The 23,650-nt window shown below is 53.8% G+C and carries 19 protein-coding genes; 16 read left to right on the top strand and 3 right to left on the bottom strand.

What is annotated here, in order from left to right; genetic code table 11:
- Position 1: 1 nt before the first annotated feature.
- The 4 genes from A0129_RS09620 (at position 2) to A0129_RS09605 (ending at position 7,287) form a co-directional block, all read left to right on the top strand.
- Positions 2 to 583 carry an FMN-binding negative transcriptional regulator gene (locus A0129_RS09620; protein ID WP_291714518.1) on the top strand — a complete coding sequence of 194 codons (582 nt, stop codon included), beginning with the start codon at positions 2 to 4 and terminating at the stop codon, positions 581 to 583.
- Positions 584 to 985: 402 nt separating this feature from the next.
- Entirely contained in the window at positions 986 to 2,725 is a 1,740-nt protein-coding gene (gene argS / locus A0129_RS09615; RefSeq protein ID WP_291714516.1) for an arginine--tRNA ligase, read from the top strand.
- A 130-nt stretch (positions 2,726 to 2,855) separates the two neighbouring features.
- Positions 2,856 to 6,836, top strand: coding sequence for an FAD/FMN-binding oxidoreductase (locus A0129_RS09610; RefSeq protein WP_291714514.1), 3,981 nt, complete (start codon positions 2,856 to 2,858; stop codon positions 6,834 to 6,836).
- Positions 6,808 to 7,287, top strand: a complete 480-nt coding sequence (locus A0129_RS09605) for an HIT family protein (RefSeq protein ID WP_291714512.1) — start codon at positions 6,808 to 6,810, stop codon at positions 7,285 to 7,287. Before A0129_RS09610 ends, A0129_RS09605 begins: the two co-directional genes overlap by 29 nt.
- 474 nt (positions 7,288 to 7,761) lie before the next feature.
- Here A0129_RS09605 and phoR read toward each other — a convergent pair whose 3' ends face one another.
- Positions 7,762 to 9,108, bottom strand: a complete 1,347-nt coding sequence (gene phoR / locus A0129_RS09600; protein ID WP_291714510.1) for a phosphate regulon sensor histidine kinase PhoR — start codon at positions 9,106 to 9,108, stop codon at positions 7,762 to 7,764.
- Positions 9,109 to 9,148: 40 nt separating this feature from the next.
- Positions 9,149 to 9,856: a phosphate regulon transcriptional regulator PhoB gene (gene phoB / locus A0129_RS09595; protein ID WP_008250307.1), complete on the bottom strand. Its 708-nt coding sequence runs from the start codon at positions 9,854 to 9,856 to the stop codon at positions 9,149 to 9,151.
- A gap of 184 nt (positions 9,857 to 10,040) precedes the next feature.
- Between phoB and A0129_RS09590 the strand changes: the two genes are divergently transcribed.
- The 7 genes from A0129_RS09590 (at position 10,041) to cysM (ending at position 17,141) form a co-directional block, all read left to right on the top strand.
- A complete protein-coding gene (locus tag A0129_RS09590) occupies positions 10,041 to 10,466 on the top strand; it encodes a DUF971 domain-containing protein (RefSeq protein ID WP_008250308.1) in 426 nt (141 codons plus the stop codon).
- 18 nt (positions 10,467 to 10,484) lie between these two features.
- Positions 10,485 to 11,225: a bifunctional demethylmenaquinone methyltransferase/2-methoxy-6-polyprenyl-1,4-benzoquinol methylase UbiE gene (gene ubiE / locus A0129_RS09585; protein WP_105028362.1), complete on the top strand. Its 741-nt coding sequence runs from the start codon at positions 10,485 to 10,487 to the stop codon at positions 11,223 to 11,225.
- Between the two features lie 52 nt (positions 11,226 to 11,277).
- Positions 11,278 to 12,291, top strand: a complete 1,014-nt coding sequence (locus A0129_RS09580) for a Tim44 domain-containing protein (RefSeq protein ID WP_291714508.1) — start codon at positions 11,278 to 11,280, stop codon at positions 12,289 to 12,291.
- A gap of 78 nt (positions 12,292 to 12,369) precedes the next feature.
- The gene (locus tag A0129_RS09575; protein ID WP_275270007.1) at positions 12,370 to 13,098 is read left to right on the top strand and encodes an SCP2 sterol-binding domain-containing protein; all 729 of its coding nucleotides are present in this window, start codon (positions 12,370 to 12,372) and stop codon (positions 13,096 to 13,098) included.
- Complete coding sequence (ubiB, locus tag A0129_RS09570; protein ID WP_275270006.1) at positions 13,095 to 14,690, top strand: ubiquinone biosynthesis regulatory protein kinase UbiB; 1,596 nt, start codon at positions 13,095 to 13,097, stop codon at positions 14,688 to 14,690. The genes A0129_RS09575 and ubiB overlap by 4 nt, the downstream gene beginning before the upstream one ends.
- Before the next feature lie 61 nt (positions 14,691 to 14,751).
- Positions 14,752 to 16,197 carry a sodium:solute symporter family protein gene (locus tag A0129_RS09565; RefSeq protein WP_291714506.1) on the top strand — a complete coding sequence of 482 codons (1,446 nt, stop codon included), beginning with the start codon at positions 14,752 to 14,754 and terminating at the stop codon, positions 16,195 to 16,197.
- Positions 16,198 to 16,238: 41 nt separating this feature from the next.
- Positions 16,239 to 17,141 carry a cysteine synthase CysM gene (gene cysM, locus A0129_RS09560; RefSeq protein WP_291714504.1) on the top strand — a complete coding sequence of 301 codons (903 nt, stop codon included), beginning with the start codon at positions 16,239 to 16,241 and terminating at the stop codon, positions 17,139 to 17,141.
- A gap of 8 nt (positions 17,142 to 17,149) precedes the next feature.
- Here the strand turns inward: cysM and mltB are convergent, their stop codons facing one another.
- The gene (gene mltB / locus A0129_RS09555; RefSeq protein ID WP_291714502.1) at positions 17,150 to 18,121 is read right to left on the bottom strand and encodes a lytic murein transglycosylase B; all 972 of its coding nucleotides are present in this window, start codon (positions 18,119 to 18,121) and stop codon (positions 17,150 to 17,152) included.
- A gap of 199 nt (positions 18,122 to 18,320) precedes the next feature.
- Here mltB and A0129_RS09550 point away from each other — a divergent pair, with 199 nt between their 5' ends.
- The 5 genes from A0129_RS09550 to A0129_RS09530 all read left to right on the top strand — a co-directional run bounded on the left by A0129_RS09550 (position 18,321) and on the right by A0129_RS09530 (position 23,598).
- Entirely contained in the window at positions 18,321 to 19,241 is a 921-nt protein-coding gene (locus tag A0129_RS09550) for a histone deacetylase family protein (RefSeq protein ID WP_291714500.1), read from the top strand.
- Entirely contained in the window at positions 19,238 to 19,927 is a 690-nt protein-coding gene (locus A0129_RS09545) for a carbonic anhydrase (protein ID WP_291714498.1), read from the top strand. The genes A0129_RS09550 and A0129_RS09545 overlap by 4 nt, the downstream gene beginning before the upstream one ends.
- 124 nt (positions 19,928 to 20,051) lie before the next feature.
- Positions 20,052 to 20,801, top strand: coding sequence for an electron transfer flavoprotein subunit beta/FixA family protein (locus A0129_RS09540; RefSeq protein ID WP_275269999.1), 750 nt, complete (start codon positions 20,052 to 20,054; stop codon positions 20,799 to 20,801).
- Positions 20,802 to 20,826: 25 nt separating this feature from the next.
- A complete protein-coding gene (locus A0129_RS09535) occupies positions 20,827 to 21,756 on the top strand; it encodes an FAD-binding protein (RefSeq protein WP_291714496.1) in 930 nt (309 codons plus the stop codon).
- 36 nt (positions 21,757 to 21,792) lie between these two features.
- Positions 21,793 to 23,598 (top strand): acyl-CoA dehydrogenase, encoded by a 1,806-nt coding sequence (locus A0129_RS09530; protein WP_291714494.1) that lies wholly within the window; start codon positions 21,793 to 21,795, stop codon positions 23,596 to 23,598.
- Positions 23,599 to 23,650: the final 52 nt, after the last annotated feature.

Below are 23,650 nucleotides of genomic sequence, written 5' to 3'. Positions count from 1 at the left end.
TTTGATCAAGGCTCACCCCTTGGCCACTGTCATTACGATGTCAACTTCGGGGCTGAACGCCAATCACATACCCATGGTAGTTGTGGAAAACATTGATGGAACAATGGTGTTACGTGGTCATGTGGCAAGGGCCAATCCAATCTTGGCTGATTTGGCGGTGTCATCACAAACTTTGCTGGTATTTCAAGGCGCAGAGCATTACATCACTCCCTCCTGGTATGCCACCAAGCAGGAAACAGAAAAGGTGGTGCCCACCTGGAATTACGCGGTGGTGCATGTCAAAGGTCAAATGCGGGTTGTGGATGATGCAGCATGGCTACATCAGCAACTGGAAGATTTGACTGCGCAGCAGGAAGGCACGCGAGATCAGCCTTGGTCTGTCAACGATGCACCTGCCGAATTTCTGGATCAAATCAAGCAGGCGATTGTGGGTTTTGAAGTTCAAATCGAGAGCATGGTTGGTAAATGGAAAGTCAGCCAGAACCAGCCGCCCAAAAACAGGGCGACCGTGGTCGAGGGGCTGGAACAGGAAGGCACCGAAAAAGCCCTTCTGATGCGTGATTTGGTGAAGAAAAACCTTTAGGCGAGTTGGGTACACGCAATGCCTTCTTCCCGGCTAAAAAGCGGTCAGTGTTTGTGTTGTGGGCGCGTTACTGCGCTGACCTTTCATCACCTCATTCCTAAAAAAATTACATCGACGTGCTTTTTATCGAAAAAATTTTGACAAGGAAACCTTGAATCAAGGCGTCAATATTTGCAGGCTTTGCCACGATGGCATCCATGATTTGTATGATGAAATGAAATTGGCCAAGCAATTTTCCAGCGCTGAGACACTGCTGGCCGATGAGGCCCTTCAAAGGCATTTTGCCTGGGTGGCCAAAAAGAAATAGCACTCAGCCCCTGCCAGTGTTAAGCCATTCCAGGTTCCCGGCGGGAATACTTGGTACAATCAGGGGCTTAGCTCAAATCTGCCTGAACCGTCCCCATGCTTGCCCAACAACGAAATACGCTGATCGCCGCATTTGAAGCGGCCGCTGCTGCTGCCCTGAACCAGCCTTTTGAGGGGGTGGTTACGCTCGAAAAACCCAAAGACGCCAGCCATGGCGATGTGGCCTGTAACCTGGCCATGCAATTGGCCAAGCCCGCCAAGCGTAACCCCCGTGAGCTGGCCCAGCTGCTCGCCGAACATGTCAAAGCCAATGCCGACTGCGCGAATTTGGTCGACGCCATTGAAATTGCGGGCCCAGGCTTTATCAACATTCGTTTAAGCCAAACGGCCCGTGTTGCGGTCGTGGCCCAAGTGCTGGAGCAGGGCGCTGAGTTTGGAAAGTCTCAAGCCCATTCGGGCGAAACTGTCTTGATCGAGTTCGTGTCAGCCAACCCCACGGGGCCCTTGCATGTGGGGCATGGTCGGCAAGCTGCGCTGGGCGATGCCATGGCTGCTGTCATGCAAACCCAGGGCTGGGCAGTTCACAAAGAGTTTTACTACAACGACGCTGGTGTGCAAATTCAAACTTTGGCCACCTCCGTGCAGGCCCGCGCCAAAGGGCTTAAGCCAGGTGATACTGCATGGCCTGAAAGTGCCTACAACGGCGATTACATCGCCGACATCGCAGCCGACTTTCTGGCTGGCAAAGAAGTGAAGGCGGCCGATGGCGAACCCGTGAAAGGCAGTGGTAACGCGGATGATATTGAATCCATCCGAGCCTTTGCGGTGGCATACCTGCGCGCTGAGCAAGATCTGGATTTGAAGGCTTTTGGCGTCAACTTCGATCAGTTTTACCTGGAAAGCTCCCTGTACACCGAAGGCAAGGTCGAGGAGGCCGTTGCCCTCATGGTTGCGTCGGGTAAAACTTTTGAGGAAGGCGGGGCGTTGTGGCTGCGCTCAACCGATTACGGCGATGACAAAGACCGGGTCATGCGCAAATCTGAAGGTGGTTACACCTACTTCGTGCCCGATGTGGCCTATCACATCCAGAAATTCAAGCGCGGCTTTGGCAAGGTCATCAACATTCAGGGCACCGACCATCATGGCACCATAGCGCGTGTACGGGCGGGTTTGCAGGCCTGCAATGTGGGCATTCCGCAGGGTTACCCCGATTACGTTCTGCACAAAATGGTCACGGTGATGAAAGGCGGACAGGAAGTCAAAATTTCCAAGCGCGCGGGTAGTTACGTGACTGTGCGCGACCTGATTTGCTGGTCAGGTGGCGTCGATGAAAGCCAGCCCATGCTGAGCCAGCCCGAAGCCTTGACCAAAGGCCGTGATGCCGTGCGCTTCTTCCTGGTCAGCCGCAAGGCAGACACCGAATTTGTGTTCGATGTGGATTTGGCCTTGGCCCAGTCCGATGAAAACCCGGTGTATTACGTTCAGTATGCCCATGCCCGGATTCACTCCATTCTGGATCAGGCAGAAATCGACCTGGCAGGTTTGAACAATGCAGATTTGAGCCTGTTGGGCGCGCCTTCAGAGCTGGCTTTGCTCAGAACGTTGGTTTCTTACCCGGACATTTTGTCCAAGGCAGCTGAGGAGTTGGCGCCACACCACATCGCGTTTTACCTGCGTGAACTGGCCGGTGCTTTCCATACTTTTTACAATGCCGAGCGCGTCCGTATTGACGATACAGCCCTTAAAACCGCCCGTGTGGCCTTGCTGGTGGCTGTGGCCACGGTATTGGCCAATGGCTTGGCGGTGTTGGGTGTTTCTGCGCCGAAGCGCATGTAAAAGTTTGGTGTGAAATAAGTCAAAACCCTTGCGGTATAAGGGTTTTGGGCAAGAATTGAGGAGGCGCCACTCTAGGCGCAAGTGCCGTGTTTTTGGTACCATGAAAGGCTAAGCAGTCTAAAGGTTTTGCATGAACGCACCCGTCGAATTAAACACATTGAAACCCTCAGCCGGCGAAACCGCGCGCCTGAGGGAAATTCCATACAACTACACCTCGTTTTCGGACCGTGAAATCGTGATCCGCCTGCTGGGTGAGTCGGCTTGGAACATTCTTCAAGAGCTGCGCCAGGAGCGAAAAACCGGTCGGTCAGCCCGCATGTTGTTCGAAGTGTTGGGCGATATCTGGGTGGTTCGTCGCAATCCGTATTTGCAAGACGACTTGCTGGACAACCCCAAGCGCCTGACTGCGCTGATCGAGGCCTTGTTTCATCGATTGAGTGAAATTGATGCCCGCCGGGTTGAGGTCAAAGAAGCTGCTGTGGAGACCGACTCTGAGGATCGCAGTGCCAAGGTTCGAGAATTGTTGACAGTGGCTGAAAAAGCCGTGTTCGAGTTTCAGCGTGAGCTGGAAGCCATGGCAATTCTGCGAGGTCATGCCCGCAAAGCACTGGGTGAGCACACCGCGAAAGACAACATCAAATACGATGGTTTGTCCCGTGTTTCACATGTAACCGATGCAACCGACTGGCGCGTTGAATACCCCTTCGTGGTGCTCACCCCCGATCGGGAATCTGAAATTCCCGGTTTGGTGAAAGCCTGTATCGATTTGGGGCTCACCATCATTCCACGTGGGGGCGGCACGGGTTACACCGGTGGTGCAGTGCCACTCACGGCCATGTCAGCCATCATCAACACCGAAAAGCTGGAAGAACTCGGCCAGGTGAAAATGGAAGTGCTGCCGGGCTTGAGCGAAGAGTACGCCACCGTGTTTTCTGGCGCAGGCGTGGTTACCAAGCGTGTGTCCGAGGCGGCAGAACATGCAGGCCGTGTGTTTGCAGTAGACCCTACGTCGGCTGAGGCCAGTTGTATTGGCGGCAATATCGCCATGAATGCGGGCGGTAAAAAAGCAGTGCTGTGGGGTACTGCGCTGGACAACCTGGCCTGGTGGAGAATGGTCGACCCGCAGGGTGACTGGCTTGAAGTGACCCGCGTGAACCACAATCTGGGCAAAATTCACGACGCACCCTATGCCGAGTTCGACCTGGTGTGGTCCGATGGTCGCCAGGCGCCGAATGCCAAAATTCTGAAAACTGAACGCCTGAAAGTCGAAGGCGCGCGTTTCCGCAAGGTGGGTTTGGGCAAGGATGTCACCGACAAATTTCTGGCAGGCCTGCCTGGTATCCAGAAAGAAGGTTGCGACGGGCTTATTACGTCGGCCAAATGGATTTTGCATCGCATGCCCAAGCACACCCGCACGGTGTGTCTGGAGTTTTACGGTCAAGCCCGCGATGCAGTGCCCTCAATTGTTGAAATCAAGAATTACCTCGATGGCGAGGGAAAAGCCATGGGCGCCATTTTGGCGGGCCTTGAGCATCTGGACGAGCGTTACTTGCGCGCAGTGAAGTACAGCCCGAAATCCAAGCGTGGTGCCTTCCCGAAAATGGTGTTGTTTGGCGACATCGTGGGAGATGATGAAAATGCAGTGGCCCAGGCTGCATCTGAAGTGGTTCGGCTGTCTAACGGTCGCGCCGGTGAAGGCTTTGTAGCAGTTAGCCCGGAAGCCCGCAAGAAGTTCTGGCTGGACCGTGCACGCACCGCTGCCATTGCGCGCCACACCAATGCCTTCAAAATCAATGAGGACGTGGTCATTCCCTTGCCGCGCATGGGTGAGTACACCGACGAAATTGAGCGCATCAACATTGAATTGTCAATTCGCAACAAGCTGAAGCTGGTGGCTGAGTTGCGCTCGTTCTTCGAAAAGCCGCTGACTTTGGGCAAAACCGATGAAGTCGATTCTACCAAGTTGTCCGTTGAAGACCTCGTGGGTGATCGTGTGGGTCGCGCTGTTGAATTGCTTGAATCGGTACACGAGCGCTGGAGCTGGTTGCTGGCCAATATGAACATGCCTTTGGCACAAGCCTACCCGGTGATGAAAACGATTGGCCTGGGGCACTTGGATGCGGCGCTTGAAAAGCGCTTGGCTGAGCAGCCCGAAGCCACTGTATTTGATGTGCTGCAAGACCGCACCATTCGCGTCAGCTGGAAAACCGAGTTGCGCCACAACTTGAACCGCATTTTCGAAGGCGGTGTGTTTGTGCCTGTGATGGAAGAATGCAAAGCCATTCACAAGCAAGTGTTGCGTGGCCGCCTGTTCGTGGCACTGCACATGCATGCTGGCGATGGCAATGTACACACCAACATTCCGGTGAATTCCGACGACTATGAAATGCTGCATGAAGCGGAACACACTGTGGATCGAATCATGCAGATTGCCCGCAATCTCGATGGTGTTATTTCCGGCGAGCACGGCATTGGTATTACCAAATACCAATACCTGACCAAGGAAGAGTTGCAGCCTTTCCAGGACTACAAGCAGCGCATCGACCCGGAAGGTCGATTCAACAAGGGCAAATTGTTGCCAGGCGGCGACCTGACCAATGCTTACACGCCCAGCTTCAACCTGATGGGCCATGAAAGCCTGATCATGAGCCAAAGCGACATTGGCTCCATTGCCACCTCAGTGAAAGATTGCCTGCGTTGCGGCAAGTGCAAGCCCGTGTGTTCTACGCATGTGCCGCGCGCCAACTTGCTGTACAGTCCACGCAATAAAATCCTCGCCACTTCCTTGTTGGTTGAGGCTTTCCTGTACGAAGAACAAACCCGCCGTGGTGTGTCCATCAAGCATTGGGAAGAATTTGAAGATGTGGCTGACCACTGCACCGTGTGCCACAAGTGCTTGACCCCTTGCCCGGTCGACATTGACTTTGGCGATGTGTCCATGAACATGCGCGCCTTGTTGCGCAAGATGGACAAGAAAAGTTTTAACCCGGGCACAGCCTTGGCCATGACTTTCCTGAATGCGAAAGACCCGGCCACCATCAAGGCCATGCGTGTGGGCATGACCGGTATTGGTTACAAGCTGCAACGCGGCGCCTACAAAGTGGCCAAATCGCTGGGCATGTTGAACAAGCAAACTGCCAAGCCGCCTGCCACCGTGGGCAAGGCCCCAATTCGTGAGCAGGTGATTCACTTCATCAACAAGCCCATGCCCGGTGGTTTGCCCAAGAAGACTGCGCGCGCGCTTCTTGATATTGAAAACAGCGATTACGTACCGGTTATTCGAAACCCGAAAACCACACAGGCTGACACCGAAGCGGTGTTCTACTTCCCTGGTTGCGGCTCTGAGCGACTGTATAGCCAGGTTGGATTGGCTACGCAAGCCATGTTGTGGAATGTGGGCGTGCAAACCGTGTTGCCACCTGGCTACCTGTGTTGCGGCTACCCGCAGCGCGGGGCTGGGCAGTACGACAAAGCCGAGAAAATGATTACCGACAACCGTGTGCTGTTCCACCGCGTGGCCAACACACTGAACTACCTCGACATCAAAACCGTGGTGGTCAGCTGTGGCACGTGCTACGACCAGTTGCAGGGTTATGAATTCGAGAAAATTTTCCCAGGCTGCCGCATCATCGACATTCATGAATTCCTGATGGAAAAAGGCGTGAAGCTGGACAACGTGACGGGTACGCAATACATGTACCACGACCCTTGCCACACACCCATGAAGACCTATGACCCGCTGAAGGTGGTGAACACCTTGATCAACAGCGAGTTGCAGGGGCAGAACATCACGAAAAATGACCGTTGCTGTGGTGAATCCGGTACCTTCGGCGTGTCGCGCCCCGATGTGGCCACGCAGGTTCGATTCCGCAAGGAAGAGGAAATGCGCAAGGGGGCTGACAAGTTGCGAGAAAAAGCGCCTCAGGCGGATGTCAAAATTCTGACCAGTTGCCCTTCTTGCCTGCAAGGCTTAAGCCGTTACAGCGACGATGCCAATGTGGATGCCGATTACATTGTGGTTGAAATTGCCAAGAATGTGCTGGGTCAAGACTGGTTGCAGAACTACGTGAAAGAAGCCAACGATGGCGGTATCGAGCGCATCCTTGTCTGATCAAGTGTCGCCGAATCCCAATTGCCCCCTGTGTGCCACACCGGGTGGTGATTGGGTTTTCAATTGCAGCAAATTCCGTGTTATCGAGGCTGTCGATGCGGACTACCCCGGCTTTCTTCGTCTGGTGTGGAATGACCATGTGCGTGAGTTTTCTGATTTAAGCCGAGAAGACCGCATGCTATGCATGGACGCTGTAGTGTTGCTCGAGCAGTTCGTACTTCGTGTTTTCAAAGCCGACAAGGCAAATATTGCAACGCTTGGCAATGTGGTGCCACATTTGCACTGGCACGTCATTCCCCGTTTTACTGACGACAAACATTTTCCGGCACCCGTGTGGGCTACTGCCAAACCCGGTGTTTCCTTGTCGCCCCGCCAGCAGTGGGTGCTCGATTCGAAACCAAAATGGATGCTGGACTTGCGGGCTGAATTGCTGGCCGCTTTTCCGGGCTAAGTTGCTGCTTTTCCTTTGCTTCGCTCGCTCAGGTGAATACCCTCTCGCGCCAGAAAACCTGTATTTCCCTTTTTGAGATTCACCCTGACTCACCTCGCTCGGCAAAAAAGCGGGCCGAGTCTCGGTGTCGGCTGTTGGCCGAACGTGGCGGGTGAATTCAAACGGGCAGGTTTTCTTGATCGGCGCAGCGAGGGCATTGCGACCTGAGTTCGCTGAGCGATGAGCGATGGCGAGATTTGGGTGCTGTGCCGCCTTGCCGACTTTGCGATGCTTCCCGGCGGCTTCGAAGCGCGGGGCGACTCCGCAAGGAGTCGATGCGAATACGCCTATGCGTTTCGCATGCCCCAAGCCAGAAGCATTAAGCCGGATCAAGAAGCATTGCTTAGGCAAGGTGGCACAGCATCCAAGTCGAGCACCACGCCGAAATTAAAATCGAACGCAGCTCACCCAAGGTTCAGTCGCGCATCTCGGTAGTCAAATAACCGTCGCTTCAGCAAGCGCAGGCTTGGAAGCCGCGCCAGCCTTCGCCAGCGGCATCAGAATGGTGAAGGTACTGCCTGCATTCGGCCTGCTTTGAATGTCCAGTTCACCATCGTGGCGTTGCACCACATGTTTCACAATGGCAAGGCCCAATCCCGTACCACCGCTTTCACGGGAACGGCTGCGGTCTACACGGTAAAACCGCTCGGTCAATCGCGGAATATGCTCTGCTGAAATGCCAATACCGGTGTCGCGTACCATAAAAGCAGCACAGGCTTTGCCAATTTCGTTTTCTGCGCGTCGCAGCGTGATCGTTATATTTCCTTTCTCGGGCGTGTAGCGCACTGCATTGGTCACAATGTTCGAGAAAGCACTGAAAATTTCGGCCGAGTTGCCAAAACCAATGAGACCTTTTTCCACATCTACAGAAATATGGTGTTTGCCTGCTGAGAGCTGCTGTGCTTCATCGCCTGTTTTTTGAGCAATTCCGCTCAAGTCAACTGGCTCGCCACCTTCGCCTGCATTGGGCGAAGACTCCAGCGCTGACAAGGCCAGCAAGTCTTCTACCAGGTTTTGCATGCGGTTGGCCTGGGTGTACATCAAATTCAGGTACTCGGTTTGCTGTTCCTTGCTCAACGGAAGGTCGCGGAAGGTTTCCAGAAAACCGCTTAACACCGTCAGCGGGGTTTTCAGTTCATGCGACACATTGGCAATGAAGTCGCGGCGCATGCGTTCAAGCTTTTCCACCTGCGTGACATCTCGGGAAAGCACCAGCATTTGCTGGTCACCATAGCTGACCAATTGCACCGACAAAACCTTGCTGCGGCTGCGTGGCGCAGTCATGATCAAGGGCTGTTCCCAAGAGCGGCTGCGAATGTACTTGGAGAAGTTCGGATTGCGAACCAGGTTAATCAATGGTTGCCCGATGTCACTGCCCAGTTTCAAGCCCAGGTGGTCCTGGGCTGTGTCGTTGCACCAGGAAATGTGGCCTTCCGAATCAAGCGTGACAACGCCGTCGGGCAGGGCTTGCGCAGCGGTGCGAAATGAAACCAGGGCATTGGTCAGCGCTTGTTGTTGGCGCTGGTGTAAACGCAAATAGCGAAACAGTTTTGCGGCCAGGTCATCCCACCAGCCTGAGACATCAGGCACATTCTCGACCTTGAAATCATCCAGCCACGCAATGATCCGCAGCCCCGAGCGCACATGCAGTGCATACACCACCAGCGAGGCCAGAATAGACCCCGCCACTGCGCCTTGGTGGCCAGCAACCATTTGGCCCACGATGGCGGCTGCACCCAGCACCATGGCCAACAGTATCAATCGAAAAAAGATGAACGCCATAGGTGCGTATTCTAGGGGAATATCCCTTCCAGGGGAGCCCTTAGTTTAGTGCACCTTCGTTTTGCGTTGCAGTAAATCGGTAGCCAGCACCGCGAACAGTCTCAATCAGGCGATCGTGGCCCGAAATAGTCAAGGCTTGGCGCAGCCGTCGAATGTGCACATCCACGGTACGTTCTTCAACAAAAACATGGTCGCCCCACACCTGATCCAGCAACTGGGTTCGGCTGTGTACGCGTTCCGGGTGGGTCATGAAGAAGTGCAGCAGACGGAATTCAGTGGGGCCCATGTCAATAATCTTGTCATGCCCCATGATGCGGTGTGTCACAGGGTCCAGTTTCAGGCCATGAACTTCCACAATATCGTCGGTCAGCTGCGGCGCACGGCGACGCAGCACCGCTTTGATTCGTGCCAGCAATTCCTTGGGCGAGAAGGGCTTGGTGATGTAATCGTCTGCGCCCGCTTCCAGGCCATCTACCTTGTCTTGTTCTTCCGTACGCGCGGTCAGCATGATTACTGGTACATGGCGCGTACGCTCGTGGCCGCGCAGTTCGTGCGCAAATTGAATGCCGGTTTTACCAGGCAGCATCCAGTCCAGCAGCACCAGGTCAGGCAATTCTGCGGTGATCAGGGTTTTGGCCTGGTCCGCATCGGCGGCCCGCAGCACTTTGTGACCTGCAAAGCTCAAATTGACGGCAATCAATTCTGCAATTGCGGGTTCATCTTCGACAACTAGGATGGTGCTGGACATCTCGTTCTTCCTCTTCTCTGGCATATTTGTGGTCTGCAATGCCACCTAAAGTAGTGGATTTCCATGACAGTAATATGACACTTGAATGAATCGTCATCAAATTAATCCCGTGCCGTGGTGTAAACCGCTGTTGGTCTTGATGAGATACACTTGAGGATTACGCATTCCAAAGACCCTAAGCAGCATGGAAACCACCAATATCCCCACCCCCACACGCATTGTGGTACATCAAAAATCCAAGGTGCTCGAGATTGAATTCGACACTGGCGCCTGTTTTAACCTGCCATTCGAGCTCTTGCGCGTGTACTCACCGTCCGCTGAAGTCCGTGGCCACGGCCCCGGACAGGAAACCCTGCAGGTGGGTAAAAAAGAAGTGACGATCAATAACCTGGAGCCGGTGGGCATGTATGCCATCAAACCCTTTTTCTCGGATGGTCATGATTCAGGCTTGTTTAGCTGGCAATACTTGTTGTGGATGGGCGAGAACCAGGAAGGTTTGTGGGAAGACTACCTGGAACGCATGAAGGCTGCCGGCGCTAGCCGCGAACCCAATGCGCCTGAAAACATCCCATTTGAACAAAAGAAGGGCGGCGCCTGCGCAAGCCATTAATCAACGCCACACATCAATATGAACGAAAAAATCACCGATTTCGGCTTCGAAAAGGTTCCGGAAGACCAGAAAGCCAAGAAAGTAGCCGAGGTATTTGACTCCGTGGCGGCCAAGTACGACATCATGAACGACCTCATGTCGGGGGGTATGCATCGCTTGTGGAAGGCCAGCACCGTGCGTGCAGCAGGTGTTCGCCCCGGTATGAAAGTGCTTGATATTGCGGGCGGTACCGGTGATCTCAGCAAGGCTTTTCTGGACAAAGTGGGCCCAAGCGGCGAAGTATGGCTGACCGACATCAATGAAAGCATGTTGCGTGTGGGTCGCAATCGCATGATTGATCACGGATATTTGCCGAAAATGGCCCTTTGCGACGCTGAAAAGCTCCCATTTCCCGACAATTACTTTGATGTGGTTACCGTGGCTTTCGGTTTGCGCAACATGACCCACAAAGAGGTGGCCCTGAGCGAAATGCGTCGCGTGATCAAGCCGGGTGGGAAGGTATTGGTCCTTGAATTTTCGAAGGTGAATCCCTTGCTGGCCCCGGCTTATGATTTGTATTCTTTCCAGGTATTGCCCAAAATTGGTCAGGTTGTGGCGCAAGACAGTGCCAGTTACCAGTACCTGGCGGAGAGCATTCGCATGCACCCGGATCAGGAAACCCTGAAAAGCATCATGCTGGAAAGTGGGTTCGATCAGGTGAAGTACACCAACTTTACGGCGGGTGTCGTCGCGTTGCATCAAGGAACCAAATTCGCCTGAGCTTGTCTATTGAGCTACCTTGCGAAAAATTAATATCTTGGAGGCTTTTGCTGTGAAAACCCGTGTTTGGTCCACTAGGTTGTCTGTGTTGGCTGTGGTTGCAGCTTTTTTGAGTCTGGGCTCCCTGCCCACTGACGCTGAAGCCAAGCGCCTGGGTGGCGGCGGCAGTTTCGGTCGTTCGGCGCCATCACAATTCCAGAAATCACCATCCACTGCACCGTCTGGCACCACTTCCACCGCCCCCAGCAAGCAGCAGGCGACCAGTCCCGCAACCGCGGGTACCGCTGGTGCGGCCGCGCCGCGTAACCGCTTTTTGGGCCCCTTGGGTGGCCTGGCGGCAGGGTTGGGCTTGGCAGCCTTGTTTGGTTACCTGGGTTTCGGCGCAGGTATGGCTGAGTTCCTCGGCACCCTGCTGATGATTGGTTTGGCGGTTTTTGCGGTGATGTTCCTGGTGCGTATGTTGCGTGGCCAGCAGGCTACAAAGCAGCGTCCAGCCTACAGTGCGCCGGGCGCAGCAGGTTCACCCAACAACAGTTATCGCGAGGCGCCACAAACACCGCGTTATAGTGCGCCTTCGAATCCAGTCAACGATCCTGTCCCTGGCATGGGGGCACCACGCAACGATCAAGGTTTCGGCCAGTTTGGCAACGCGTCTGCTTTTGATGCACCGATGCCGGCGGCTACACCTGTGAAAGACCTGCCAGCCGGGTTCGATGAAGTGAATTTTGTGAACAGTGCCAAGAAATTTTTTGTGACCATGCAAGGCGTTTTTGACAAAGGCGATGTGGCAGGTCTGCGCGAATACTGCAGCGACGAGGTGGTCGATCATCTTCAGGCTGAAATCGAAGCCCGTGGCAACGCGGTCAACCGAACCGACGTGGTTACCCTGGATGCCCAGTTGATTGGCTTTGAAACGGATGTGGACGAGCAAATTGCGACAGTTGCGTTCACCGGTATGTTGCGGGAAGAGCAGGACGCTGCTGCTCAGGAAATCAATGAGCTGTGGATCATGTCCCGCCCCGTGTCCGGCGGTGGCTGGGTGCTGTCTGGTATTCACAATCTGTAATTTTTGAACTGACCCGCCGGGCTTGGCCTGCCCGGCTGGGTTACACTCAAACAAATTTTTATTGTTTGGAAGTGTGTCTTGGCCAGTCCCCCCGTCTTGTTCTTTCAATTTGCCTCCAAACTGCTTTCCTCTGGTTCATCCAAAGGTGCAGCGGGTCAATTGTTCTCAGCGCCCTTGAGTTTGATGTCAAACACGGTGACTCAGATGGTGTGTCTGGTGCTGAACCATTTGCTGGATCAGCAGCGTAGCAGCAAGACCAAATTGCAAAAAGAGGCGGGAAAGGTGCTGGTGCTTGGCATTTCGCCCATGCAGCTCCGGTTGCGTGTGAGTGACCAGGGATACTTTCAGGCCAGTTTGCCAATCAACGGTGTGTTGGCACCGGCTGACACCTCCATTTCCATGCAATGGGCTGATTTGATTGGTTCGGTCAGCAATCCAAACAGCATGTCGAGAAAAGCCGCCATTGAAGGCGACATGGATTTTGCTCAAACCGTGTCCACTGTCATTAACGACTTGAGCTGGGATCCTGAGCGTGACCTGGCGAGGGTAGTAGGCGATGCACAGGCCGTTTGGGTCATGAATACCCTGTCTGCTTTGGGCACCAATGCACGTGATGTGGTGCAGCGTTTCAAAAGCAACTTGCGAGAGTATGTGGTGCATGAAAAAGCCATGGCGCCCACGGCATCCGAGTTTGATGCGTTTCGTGATGAAGTCAATCAACTTCGTGACGAGTTGGCTCGTCTCGAAAAGCGTTTGGCGAAACTCGACCCTCTCAGGCCTGATCAAACACCGGGTGCACCCAAATGAAGTTTCGCCGTCTGGCACGCATCGCTTTGGTGGCCCGAAAGTATGGCCTGTTTCTGATTGCAGCCGATTCAATCAATAACGGCTTTGCAAAGTGGTTTCTCACCTTGATTTCTTCCCGCTCTCATGTGCAGGCTCCGCGTGGCGAACGCATGCGGCGTGCACTGGAAGACTTGGGCCCGTTGTTTGTGAAGTTTGGCCAACTGCTATCAACCCGGCGCGATCTGTTGCCCGAGGACGTGGCCGACGAGTTGGCCAAATTGCAGGATCAGGTACCTGCGTTTTCCTCCGAGAAAGCCCGTGAATTGATTGAAGCCAGCTTGGGGCGTCAAATTGACGACATGTTTCTGGATTTCCAGAATATCCCGGTGGCCAGTGCCTCGATCGCCCAGGTTCACTTTGCTGTGATCAGGGCGGGTGCGCATGAGGGTAAAAAGGTCGCGGTGAAAGTGCTGCGCCCCGGTATGATCGAGGTGATTGACAAAGACCTGGCCTTGATGAAAACCGCGGCCCGATGGGTTGAAAAAATTTCATCCGATGGCAAACGCCTCAAGCCTCGGGAAGTGGTGGCCGAGTTCAACAAATACTTGCACGATGAACTGGATTTAATGCGCGAAGCGGCCAATGCCTCGCAGTTGCGCCGTAATTTCTCGTCCACCTCGGGTAGCGGGCACCTGCTTCGCGTGCCTGAGATGTATTGGGACTATTGCTGTAGCACCGTGATCACCATGGAGCGAATGCACGGCATTCCAATTTCGCAAATCGAGCGGCTGCGCGAGAACAACATTGATTTGAAAAAACTGTCCCGCGAGGGGGTTGAAATTTTCTTCACCCAGGTGTTTCGCGATGGTTTTTTCCATGCAGACATGCACCCCGGTAACATTTATGTGGGGGATCAACCTGAGGATTTCGGTCGTTACATCGCGCTTGATTTCGGTATTGTCGGTACGCTCAGCGATGTGGATAAGCAATACCTGGCCCAAAACTTCCTTGCGTTTTTCCGGCAGGACTACAAACGTGTGGCCGAGTTACACGTGCAATCCGGTTGGGTGCCCAAGGGCACCCGAATCGACGAACTTGAGTCGGCGATTCGAGCCTGTATTGAACCTTTCTTCGGCAAACCCCTGAAAGAAATCTCCTTGGGGCAGGCCTTGATGCGTCTGTTTCAAACCTCGCGTCGTTTTAATGTCGAAATTCAGCCTCAATTGGTGTTGTTGCAAAAGACCCTGCTGAATGTGGAAGGGCTTGGTCGCCAGCTTGATCCTGATCTGGATCTTTGGAAGACCGCAAAGCCGTACCTCGAGAACTGGATGCACCAGCAAATCGGTTTGAAAGGTTTTCAGTCCAGCCTGCAATGGGAAGCTGCGCAGTGGTCACAAATTCTGCCTGCCTTGCCGCGTTTGTTGCACCAAACCCTGACGCATTCGAATGGGCGGGTTGACGATCAAATCGAACAATTGGTGAAGCAGCAAAAGCGTTTGAACCGGGCATTGTTCTGGATGGTATTGATGTTGGCTGTGCTTTTCGGAGTGGTCGCGCTCGATTTGCTTTGGCCATTTTTAATCGGCTATTCCGGTCCAAAAGGTCTGTTCTAGCAGTGCGCATGTTTCTTGCCTATAATCCGAAATCATTTTTTATTTCTGGTGGGTTTTCAAGATGTTGCTTGCCTCCGTAGTAGCGTATTTGCTGGTTTCTGTACTCATTGGCCTTTATGTGGCCCGAAATGTAAGTAGCGCGGCGGATTATGCCGTGGCTGGCCGACATCTTTCCCTGCCGATTGTAACCGCCACGGTGTTTGCCACCTGGTTTGGCTCGGAAACCGTGCTGGGCATTTCCTCGACGTTTGTGGAAGAGGGCCTGGGTGGCATCGTGGCGGACCCGTTTGGTGCATCCATGTGCCTGATTCTGGCAGGTCTGTTCATTGCCCCCAAAATTTATCGCTTGAATTTGCTCACCTTGGGCGACTATTACCGTGTGCGATACAACCGGGCAGTCGAGATTTTCTGCAGTGCGTGCATCGTGGTGTCCTATCTGGGTTGGGTTGCAGCGCAAATCAGTGCACTGGGTTTGATCTTCAACGTGCTCACCGATGGTGCGGTTTCCCAAGAATGGGGCATGGTGATTGGCGCCAGTGTGGTGCTGATCTACACGCTCTTCGGTGGCATGTTGTCAGTGGCGATCCTCGACTTCATCCAGATGGTGGTCATTGCGGCTGGCTTGGTTTACATCATGTGGATCGTCGCCGATTTGGCCGGTGGTGTGGGTACCGTGGTTGATCATGCTGAGGCCGCGGGCAAATTGCAGTTCTTCCCCGAAGAGTTCAGTTATGTGCTGTGGGTGCCGTTCGTCGGCGCATTCCTGACCATGGCTTTTGGCTCCATTCCCCAGCAGGATATTTTCCAGCGCATCAGCTCCGCCAAAGACGAGAAAACTGCGGTGCGGGGTGCTGTACTGGGTGGCTCCATGTACTTCTTCTTCGCATTTATTCCGGTGTTTTTGGCCTACGGTGCGATCATGATCGACCCCGCCACATTTGAAGCCATGGTGTCCGAGGATTCCCAAATGGTGTTGCCCAACCTGGTGTTGATGCACACGCCTGTCTTTGCTCAAATCGTATTTTTCGGTGCTCTGATCTCTGCGATCATGAGTACGTCCAGCGCGACTTTGCTGGCACCCTCCGTGTCGTTCGCAGAAAATATTGTCAAGAACATCTACCCCAAAATGGATGACAAAGCGCTGTTGCTGACCATGCGTATTTCGGTTTTCGTGTTCACCATCATCGTCGTGGCGTTCGCCATTAACAGTGAATCCTCAATTTTCGAGATGGTGGAAAGCGCCTATGAAATTACCCTGGCTGCTGCATTTGTGCCATTGGTGTTTGGTCTGTACTGGTCAAAGGCTACCTCGCAGGGTGCAGTGGCATCGATTGTGGTGGGTGTGAGCAGTTGGTTGATCGCCAAAAACTTCTTCCCCAGTGAAATTTGGCCGCCCCAGCTGTTGGGCATGGTGTTGGGTTTGTTCACGATGATCATTGCTTCACTGTTGCCACAATTGATCGAACACAGGCCAGCGCTGCGTGACGGTGTTGTGCACCCACATTAAGCTAAAATAGCCGGATTACCTTTGTTGAAAGTGATCCGGCTGTGAAATACCTCACCATTGAAGACACCATTGGCAACACCCCTCTGGTGCAGTTGCAACGCTTGCCTGGCAAGGCCAACGCCGATCGTGGCAACGTGATTCTCGGTAAATTAGAGGGCAATAACCCGGCTGGTTCTGTCAAGGATCGCCCCGCGATCTCCATGATCAAGCGTGCTGAAGCGCGCGGAACCATCAAACCGGGCGATACGCTGATTGAGGCCACTTCGGGCAACACTGGCATTGCCTTGGCCATGGCGGCCGCCATTCGCGGTTACCGCATGGTGCTGATCATGCCTGAGCACCTGAGCATTGAACGTCGGCAAACCATGCGTGCCTTTGGCGCCGAAATCATTTTGACCCCGCAGAAAGGGGGCATGGAGTACGCACGAGACCTGGCCGAGCAAATGCGTGATCAGGGCAAGGGCGTGATTCTTGACCAGTTCGCCAACGAGGACAATCCGCTGGCCCACTTTGAAACCACTGGCCCTGAAATTTGGCGTGATACTGCAGGAAAAGTCACTCACTTCGTGAGCGCCATGGGCACTACAGGCTCGATCATGGGCGTGTCCCGTTACCTGAAGGGCCAAAATCCGAACGTACAAATTATAGGAGCCGAGCCCAGTGAAGGCTCGCAAATTCCTGGCATTCGCAAATGGCCGCAAGAATACCTGCCAAAAATTTACAAACCTGCCGGTGTAGACCGTGTGGTTCAAGTCACCCAGCTTGAAGCTGAGGAAATGGCACGAAAAATGGCAGCCGAAGAAGGTATCTTCTGTGGCATTTCAGCAGCTGGTGCGGCGCATATTGCCCTGAAAATTGCGGAAGAAGTTGAAAACGCAACCATTGTTTTTATCGTATGCGACCGTGGTGATCGTTACCTGTCCACAGGGGTGTTTCCTGCCTGACAAAGCACTCAATTCAGCATGTCCCTTCTCAGTTTCAATGCTTCGCTGAGTTCAAGCACGGCGTTGGCATAGAAAGAACTGCGGTTGTAACGGGTCACCACGTAGAAGTTTTGCCCGCCTGCCACGAATGCAGGCTCGGCTTCACCTCGCACCAGTTCAATCAGTGCCAGTTTTTCCTCGGGCAATGTTTCACCATTTAATTTCACGCCTTTTTGTTGCATCACCGCTGGCGTAAAGGTGGGCACAATGTCCGGTGCCAGCAGTTCTTGCAAATTGTCGGCATGTTCAATATCCACCAGTACCCGGGTGGCTTTCCCGCTTTCCCAACCATGCACTTTCAGAAAATTGGCCACGCTGAAAATTGCATCGCGGCGGCTGTGGAACAAATCCACGATGCCATCGCCGTCACCGTCCACTGCGAAAGCGGTCCATGAACTTGGCATGAACTGACCCAAGCCAATTGCGCCAGCATACGAACCTTTGACCTCAAGCGCGTCCAGGTGGGTTTTGTTGCACAGGGCGATGAATGCCTCGAGTTCGCTTAAAAAAAACTCCGAGCGGTCACGTTGACCCTCGGGGTAGGCAAAAGCCAGTGTCGCCAGGGAGTCAAGCACCCGGTAATTGCCGATGTGTTGTCCGTAAATGGTTTCCACGCCAATAATGGCCACGATGACTTCTTGCGGAATACCGTATTTGGCCTCGGCTTCTTTCAAGGTGCCCAGGTTGGCATCCCAAAATTCCACACCATTGCGAATGCGGTAGGGTTCTACAAAACGGCTTCGGTAAGTATCCCAGTTACGAACACTCTTGGTTTTGGGTGGTTTTACTGCCTTGACCACTTGTGGTAACAGCTCAGCCTGTTTCAACAGTTCCAGCGTCGTTGTTGCAGGTATTCCTTCTTTGGCTTGCAGGCGCTCTGCCAAGGCCGCGGCATTTTTGTGCTCGGCGAAGTTGACCTTCTGTGCATCTTGGGCTTGCACGGCTTGAGTGCACAGGGCTGTGCTGATTAGAATGGAGGCAAAGCTTGTTAAGATTCGTTGAGCAGTCACAAAAGGAGTCAGCATGTCCGGTAGAGGCGAAGTCAAAAGAAGTAACGGTCGACCCGGCGCATGTTTGCTTGTCGTGGCAGGTCTGTCCTTCACTATAACCCAGCATTTACTTGCTGTTCAGGCCTAAGCCATGACCACAGCCTATATTTCCCACAATGATTGCGCCTTGCACAACCCGGGTCTGGGTCATCCCGAGAGCATGGCTCGTTTGCGGGTAATTCGAGAAAGGTTGCAAGCATCGGATTTGTGGCCACGCCTGGTGCATTGCGAGGCGCCCGAGGTGCCTTGGTCGGCTGTGACAGCAGTGCATACTCCCGCCTACGTAGAAAGCATCAAGGCCCGCTTCCCCTTGAAGCGCAACATCGACATTGATGGCGACACCACGCTGTCAGAATTCTCGCTGGATGCGGCACGTCGCGCTGCCGGGGCCTGCGTGCACGCGGTCGATTTGGTGATGGCCCATGCTGTGAACAATGCCTTTTGCGCAGTTCGCCCGCCCGGTCACCATGCTTGTGTGGATCGCGCCATGGGCTTTTGCGTATTCAACAACGTGGCCATTGCCGCGCAGCATGCGATTGATGCCTATCGGCTTGAGCGGGTATTGATCGTGGACTTTGATGTACACCACGGCAACGGCACCGAGCATGCATTTGCCAACAACCCCAAGGTGCTGATGTGCAGTACTTTTCAATCTCCTTTGTATCCTTTCAGCGGTGGACTTGGGGTGGCCAGCAACATGATTAACTGTCCAGTTCAACCCGGCGGTGGTCGCGAGGAAATCAAACACGCCATTCAAACCCACTGGGTGGATGCAATTGATCGCTTCAAGCCACAGTTGGTGTTGGTTTCAGCTGGGTTTGACGCCCATGAGAGCGACCCGTTGGCTGACATGACTTTGAGCACTGAGGACTATGGCTGGATCACGCAGTTCTTGAAACGAGTGGCTGAAGAATATTGCGATGGCAAACTGGTCAGTACGCTGGAAGGGGGTTACGAACTGGAGGCTTTGGCCGATTCTGTCTATGCCCATGTGGAGGCGCTTGCATCGTGATTTTTTCAACCCCCGCGCCGTATTCCGAAAATCGATTGAGTGAAATGTTGGCGCGAAATGCCGAGTGGGCGGGGCAAATCACCGCGCAAGATCCGGACTATTTCAAGCGACTTTCTGCAGGGCAAAGCCCGGCTTTTACCGTGATCAGCTGTTGCGATAGCCGGGCAGACCCCAATACTTTGCTGCAAAGCAATCTGGGTGAATTGTTTGTGTACAAGAACGTGGCCAATCAGGCGGGTTTGAATGATTTGAGTTTGCAAACTGCCATTCAATTCTCTATCGAGAGCTTGAAGGTGAAGCACCTGCTGGTGTTCGGGCATCACAACTGTGGTGGCGTTCGTATTGCCTTGGGTTTGCATGAGGGTGGTTCGCCCGGAGATTGGCTGGAGGGTGTCAGGGAGTTGGCGCATGACCACCTGATGTTCAACCCCTCGTCGCTTGAGGAGGCCAACCGAAATGTGGACAAATTGTGCGAGCTGAATGTAATTCAGCAAGTGCGGTTGGCTGCGTTGAGCCCCTCAGTGAATGCCGCGTGGGGCCGGGGCGAGCCGGTGGCCGTAGGTGGTCTGGTGTACAGCCTCTCAACGGGGCGGGTCATTGATCTGGATTGCACCATTCGAAGTCGGGATGAAATCGACGAATGCTGTTTTTCAGCCATGAAAGCGATCTGCGCACGCTACCAATAATCTCGACAAACCCCCCCCTTAGAGTGTAGACTCTATGAAAAATCGAACGATCGTGCGTTTTTTCTGAAAACGCTTCGTATAATCCAAATTACATATTCTCCAATTTCAGAAAGGGATGGCTTGCATGAAGATCCTGGTACCCGTTAAACGTGTGGTCGATTACAACGTAAAAGTGCGCTGCAAAAGCGACGGCTCTGGCGTAGATATTGCCAACGTGAAGATGTCGATGAACCCCTTCGACGAAATCGCTGTTGAAGAAGCCACCCGCCTGAAAGAAGCTGGCGTGGCCACTGAAGTGATTGCTGTCAGCTGTGGCGTTGCCCAATGTGTTGAAACCCTGCGTACAGCAGCCGCCATTGGTGCTGATCGCGGTATTTTGGTTGAAACCGATGTTGAGCTGCAACCCTTGGCTGTCGCCAAAATCCTGAAAGCGATTGTTGAGAAAGAAGGCATTGACCTGGTCATTATGGGCAAGCAGGCCATCGACGACGATTGCAACCAGACTGGTCAGATGTTGGCTGCTTTGGGCGATATGCCACAGGGCACATTCGCTTCCAAGGTCGTTGTTGAAGGTGGCAAGGTCAATGTGACCCGTGAGGTTGATGGTGGTCTGGAAACAGTCAGCCTGAGTCTGCCCGCTGTGGTGACCACAGACCTGCGCCTGAATGAGCCACGTTATGTGACTTTGCCCAACATCATGAAGGCCAAGAAAAAACAGATCGACACCATCAAGCCCGCTGACCTGGGCGTGAATGTTGATCCTCGCATCAAAACCCTGAAAGTAAGTGATCCACCCGTGCGTTCAGCCGGTATCACCGTGCCCGATGTGGCGACGTTGATCGACAAGTTGAAGAACGAAGCCAAAGTGATCTAAATCAGGGACAAAAGGAGCACAAATCATGTCAGTACTCGTCATTGCAGAACACGACAATCAAAGTATCAAGCCCGCCACATTGAACACCATTGCTGCGGCCAAGAAAATTGGTGGCGACATCCATGTGCTGGTTTCCGGCAAGGGTTGTGGCGCTGCCGCTGAACAGGCCGCCAAGGCTGCGGGCGTGGCCAAGGTGTTGGTCGCTGATTCGGACGCGCTGGGCGACCAGTTGGCAGAAAACTTAGGCGCGCAAATTCTTGCAATCGCTGGCAGCTATGGCCACATTTTGGCACCTGCAACCAGCGTGGGCAAAAACGTATTGCCACGAGTGGCGGCCAAGCTGGACGTTGCACAAATTTCCGACATCATCAGTGTTGAAAGTGCGGACACCTTCACACGCCCGATTTATGCGGGCAACGTGATCGCCACGGTTCAGTCTTCTGACGCGACCAAAGTAATCACTGTGCGCACCACCGCATTTGACCCAGTCGCGGCCGAAGGCGGTTCTGCTGCCATTGAAAATCTGAGCGCTACTGCAGATTCTGGCAAATCCACATTTGTCAGCCGCGAAGTGGCCAAGAGCGACCGTCCGGAACTGACCGCAGCAGGCACCATTATTTCCGGTGGTCGTGGTGTGGGTTCAGCCGAGAATTTCAGCATCCTGAATCCGTTGGCCGACAAGTTGAATGCAGCAATCGGCGCTTCACGTGCTGCGGTGGATGCAGGTTACGCACCCAACGACTGGCAGGTTGGCCAAACCGGCAAAATCGTGGCGCCCCAGTTGTACATGGCCTTCGGTATTTCTGGCGCCATTCAGCACTTGGCTGGCATGAAAGACAGCAAGGTGATTGTGGCCGTGAACAAAGACCCTGAAGCACCGATTTTCGGTGTGGCTGATTATGGCTTGGTGGGTGATTTGTTTGATGTGGTGCCCCAACTGACCGAAAAACTGTAAACGACATAAAACGCAAAGCTGTATCAGGAGACGACAATGAGTTACAACGCCCCAGTCAAAGACATGATGTTTGTCTTGAAAGAATTGGCCGGCTTGGATCAGGTATCCCAGTTGCCAGGTTGTGAGGATGCAACCGAGGAAACCGTGGATGCGGTTCTGAATGAAAATGCGAAGTTCACCAGCGAAGTGGTAGCCCCTCTGAACTGGTCGGGCGACGTAGAGGCCGCCAACTGGAAGGACGGCGTTGTAACCACAGCCAAAGGCTTCAAGGAGGCATTCAAAGCCTTCGGCGAGCAAGGCTGGCAAGGCCTTCAGCACCCCACCGAGTTCGGTGGTCAAGGTTTGCCCAAAGTGGTGGCAACCCCCTGCATGGAAATGGTCAACGGCTCCAACCTCAGCTTTGCGCTGTGCCCACTGCTGACCGATGGTGCCATTGAGGCGTTGTTGGTAGCAGGTAGCCAGCAACTGAAAGAAACTTACATTCCCAAAATGATTTCCGGCGAATGGACCGGCACCATGAACCTGACCGAGCCACAGGCTGGTTCAGACCTGGCGCTGGTGCGTTCCAAGGCCGTGCCGCAAGGCGACGGCACTTACCGCATTTCTGGCCAGAAAATTTACATCACCTACGGTGAACACGACATGGCCAAGAACATCGTGCACCTGGTGCTGGCCCGCACCCCCGATGCGCCTGAAGGCGTGAAGGGTATCAGCCTGTTTGTCGTGCCCAAGTTCCTGGTGAATGAAGATGGAAGCCTGGGCAAGCGCAACGATGTGTACTGCGCATCCATCGAACACAAGCTGGGCATCAAGGCCTCTCCAACTGCGGTGCTGCTGTATGGCGACAACAAAGGTGAAGTAGGCCAGGGCGCAATCGGTTATTTGGTTGGTGAAGAAAACAAGGGCTTGCAATATATGTTCGTGATGATGAACGCCGCCCGTTTTCAGGTGGGTGTTCAGGGCATCGGTTTGGCCGAGCGTGCCTATCAAAAAGCCGTGCAGTATGCGAACGACCGTGTGCAATCCCGTCCAGTCGATGGTTCTTCCAACGAAGCCGTGGCCATTATTAACCACCCCGATGTGAAGCGCATGTTGATGAGTATGCGCTCTCAAGTTGAAGCCGCACGCGCCATGGCTTGTGTTGCAGGCGCTGCTTATGATGCCGCGCATTTCCACCCTGATGAGGCCACGCGCAAACAGAACATGGCTGTGTATGAATTCATGGTGCCGCTGGTCAAAGGCTGGTCCACAGAAATGAGCATCGATGTGACATCCACGGGTGTACAGGTGCATGGCGGCATGGGTTTCATTGAAGAAACAGGCGCAGCGCAGTATTACCGCGATGCAAAAATCCTGACCATTTACGAGGGCACAACAGCGATTCAAGCCAACGACCTGGTGGGTCGCAAAACATCGCGCGACGGTGGTGCCATGGTCAAAGCGTTGTGTGCTGAAATTGCACGCACTGTGGTTCAGCTCAATGAATCCGGTTCTGCGCACGCCAAAGCAGTGGCAGCTCGTCTGGATGCGGCTCGCGCTTCCTTCCTCGATGCAGCGCAATTTGTAGTTGACAACATGAAGAGCAATCCGAATGCTGTGTTCGCTGGTTCGGTACCTTACCTGAAGCTGGCAGGTACCACAGTGGCTGGTTGGCAAATGGCGCGCGCGCTGTTGGCCGCGGAAGCCAAGATCAAGGCTGGCGAAACAGACAGTTTCTACAGCGACAAGATTCTGACTTCCCGTTTCTTTGCCGATCACGTGTTGAACACCGTGCCTGGTTTGCGCGACAGCATTGTGAATGGTTACCAAGGCATCACAGAAATGGCCGTTGCCAATTTCTAAATAGCCCAAGTAGTTCAACCACTCAAAAGCCCCTCACATCGAGGGGCTTTTT

Source organism: Limnobacter sp. CACIAM 66H1, assembly GCF_001601825.1.
Lineage (GTDB): Bacteria > Pseudomonadota > Gammaproteobacteria > Burkholderiales > Burkholderiaceae_B > Limnobacter.
The sequence above is the reverse complement of the archived record's forward strand: the minus strand, read 5'-3'. Positions and strand labels throughout refer to the sequence as shown.

Coding starts and splice junctions, on each gene's coding strand:
- A0129_RS09540 (WP_275269999.1), top strand. CDS start 20,052: ATGAAGATCCTGGTACCCGTTAAACGTGTGGTCGATTACAACGTAAAA.
- A0129_RS09550 (WP_291714500.1), top strand. CDS start 18,321: ATGACCACAGCCTATATTTCCCACAATGATTGCGCCTTGCACAACCCG.
- A0129_RS09530 (WP_291714494.1), top strand. CDS start 21,793: ATGAGTTACAACGCCCCAGTCAAAGACATGATGTTTGTCTTGAAAGAA.
- A0129_RS09590 (WP_008250308.1), top strand. CDS start 10,041: ATGGAAACCACCAATATCCCCACCCCCACACGCATTGTGGTACATCAA.
- A0129_RS09610 (WP_291714514.1), top strand. CDS start 2,856: ATGAACGCACCCGTCGAATTAAACACATTGAAACCCTCAGCCGGCGAA.
- ubiE (WP_105028362.1), top strand. CDS start 10,485: ATGAACGAAAAAATCACCGATTTCGGCTTCGAAAAGGTTCCGGAAGAC.
- A0129_RS09535 (WP_291714496.1), top strand. CDS start 20,827: ATGTCAGTACTCGTCATTGCAGAACACGACAATCAAAGTATCAAGCCC.
- phoR (WP_291714510.1), bottom strand. CDS start 9,108: ATGGCGTTCATCTTTTTTCGATTGATACTGTTGGCCATGGTGCTGGGT.
- ubiB (WP_275270006.1), top strand. CDS start 13,095: ATGAAGTTTCGCCGTCTGGCACGCATCGCTTTGGTGGCCCGAAAGTAT.
- A0129_RS09565 (WP_291714506.1), top strand. CDS start 14,752: ATGTTGCTTGCCTCCGTAGTAGCGTATTTGCTGGTTTCTGTACTCATT.
- A0129_RS09605 (WP_291714512.1), top strand. CDS start 6,808: ATGGCGGTATCGAGCGCATCCTTGTCTGATCAAGTGTCGCCGAATCCC.
- phoB (WP_008250307.1), bottom strand. CDS start 9,856: ATGTCCAGCACCATCCTAGTTGTCGAAGATGAACCCGCAATTGCAGAA.
- argS (WP_291714516.1), top strand. CDS start 986: ATGCTTGCCCAACAACGAAATACGCTGATCGCCGCATTTGAAGCGGCC.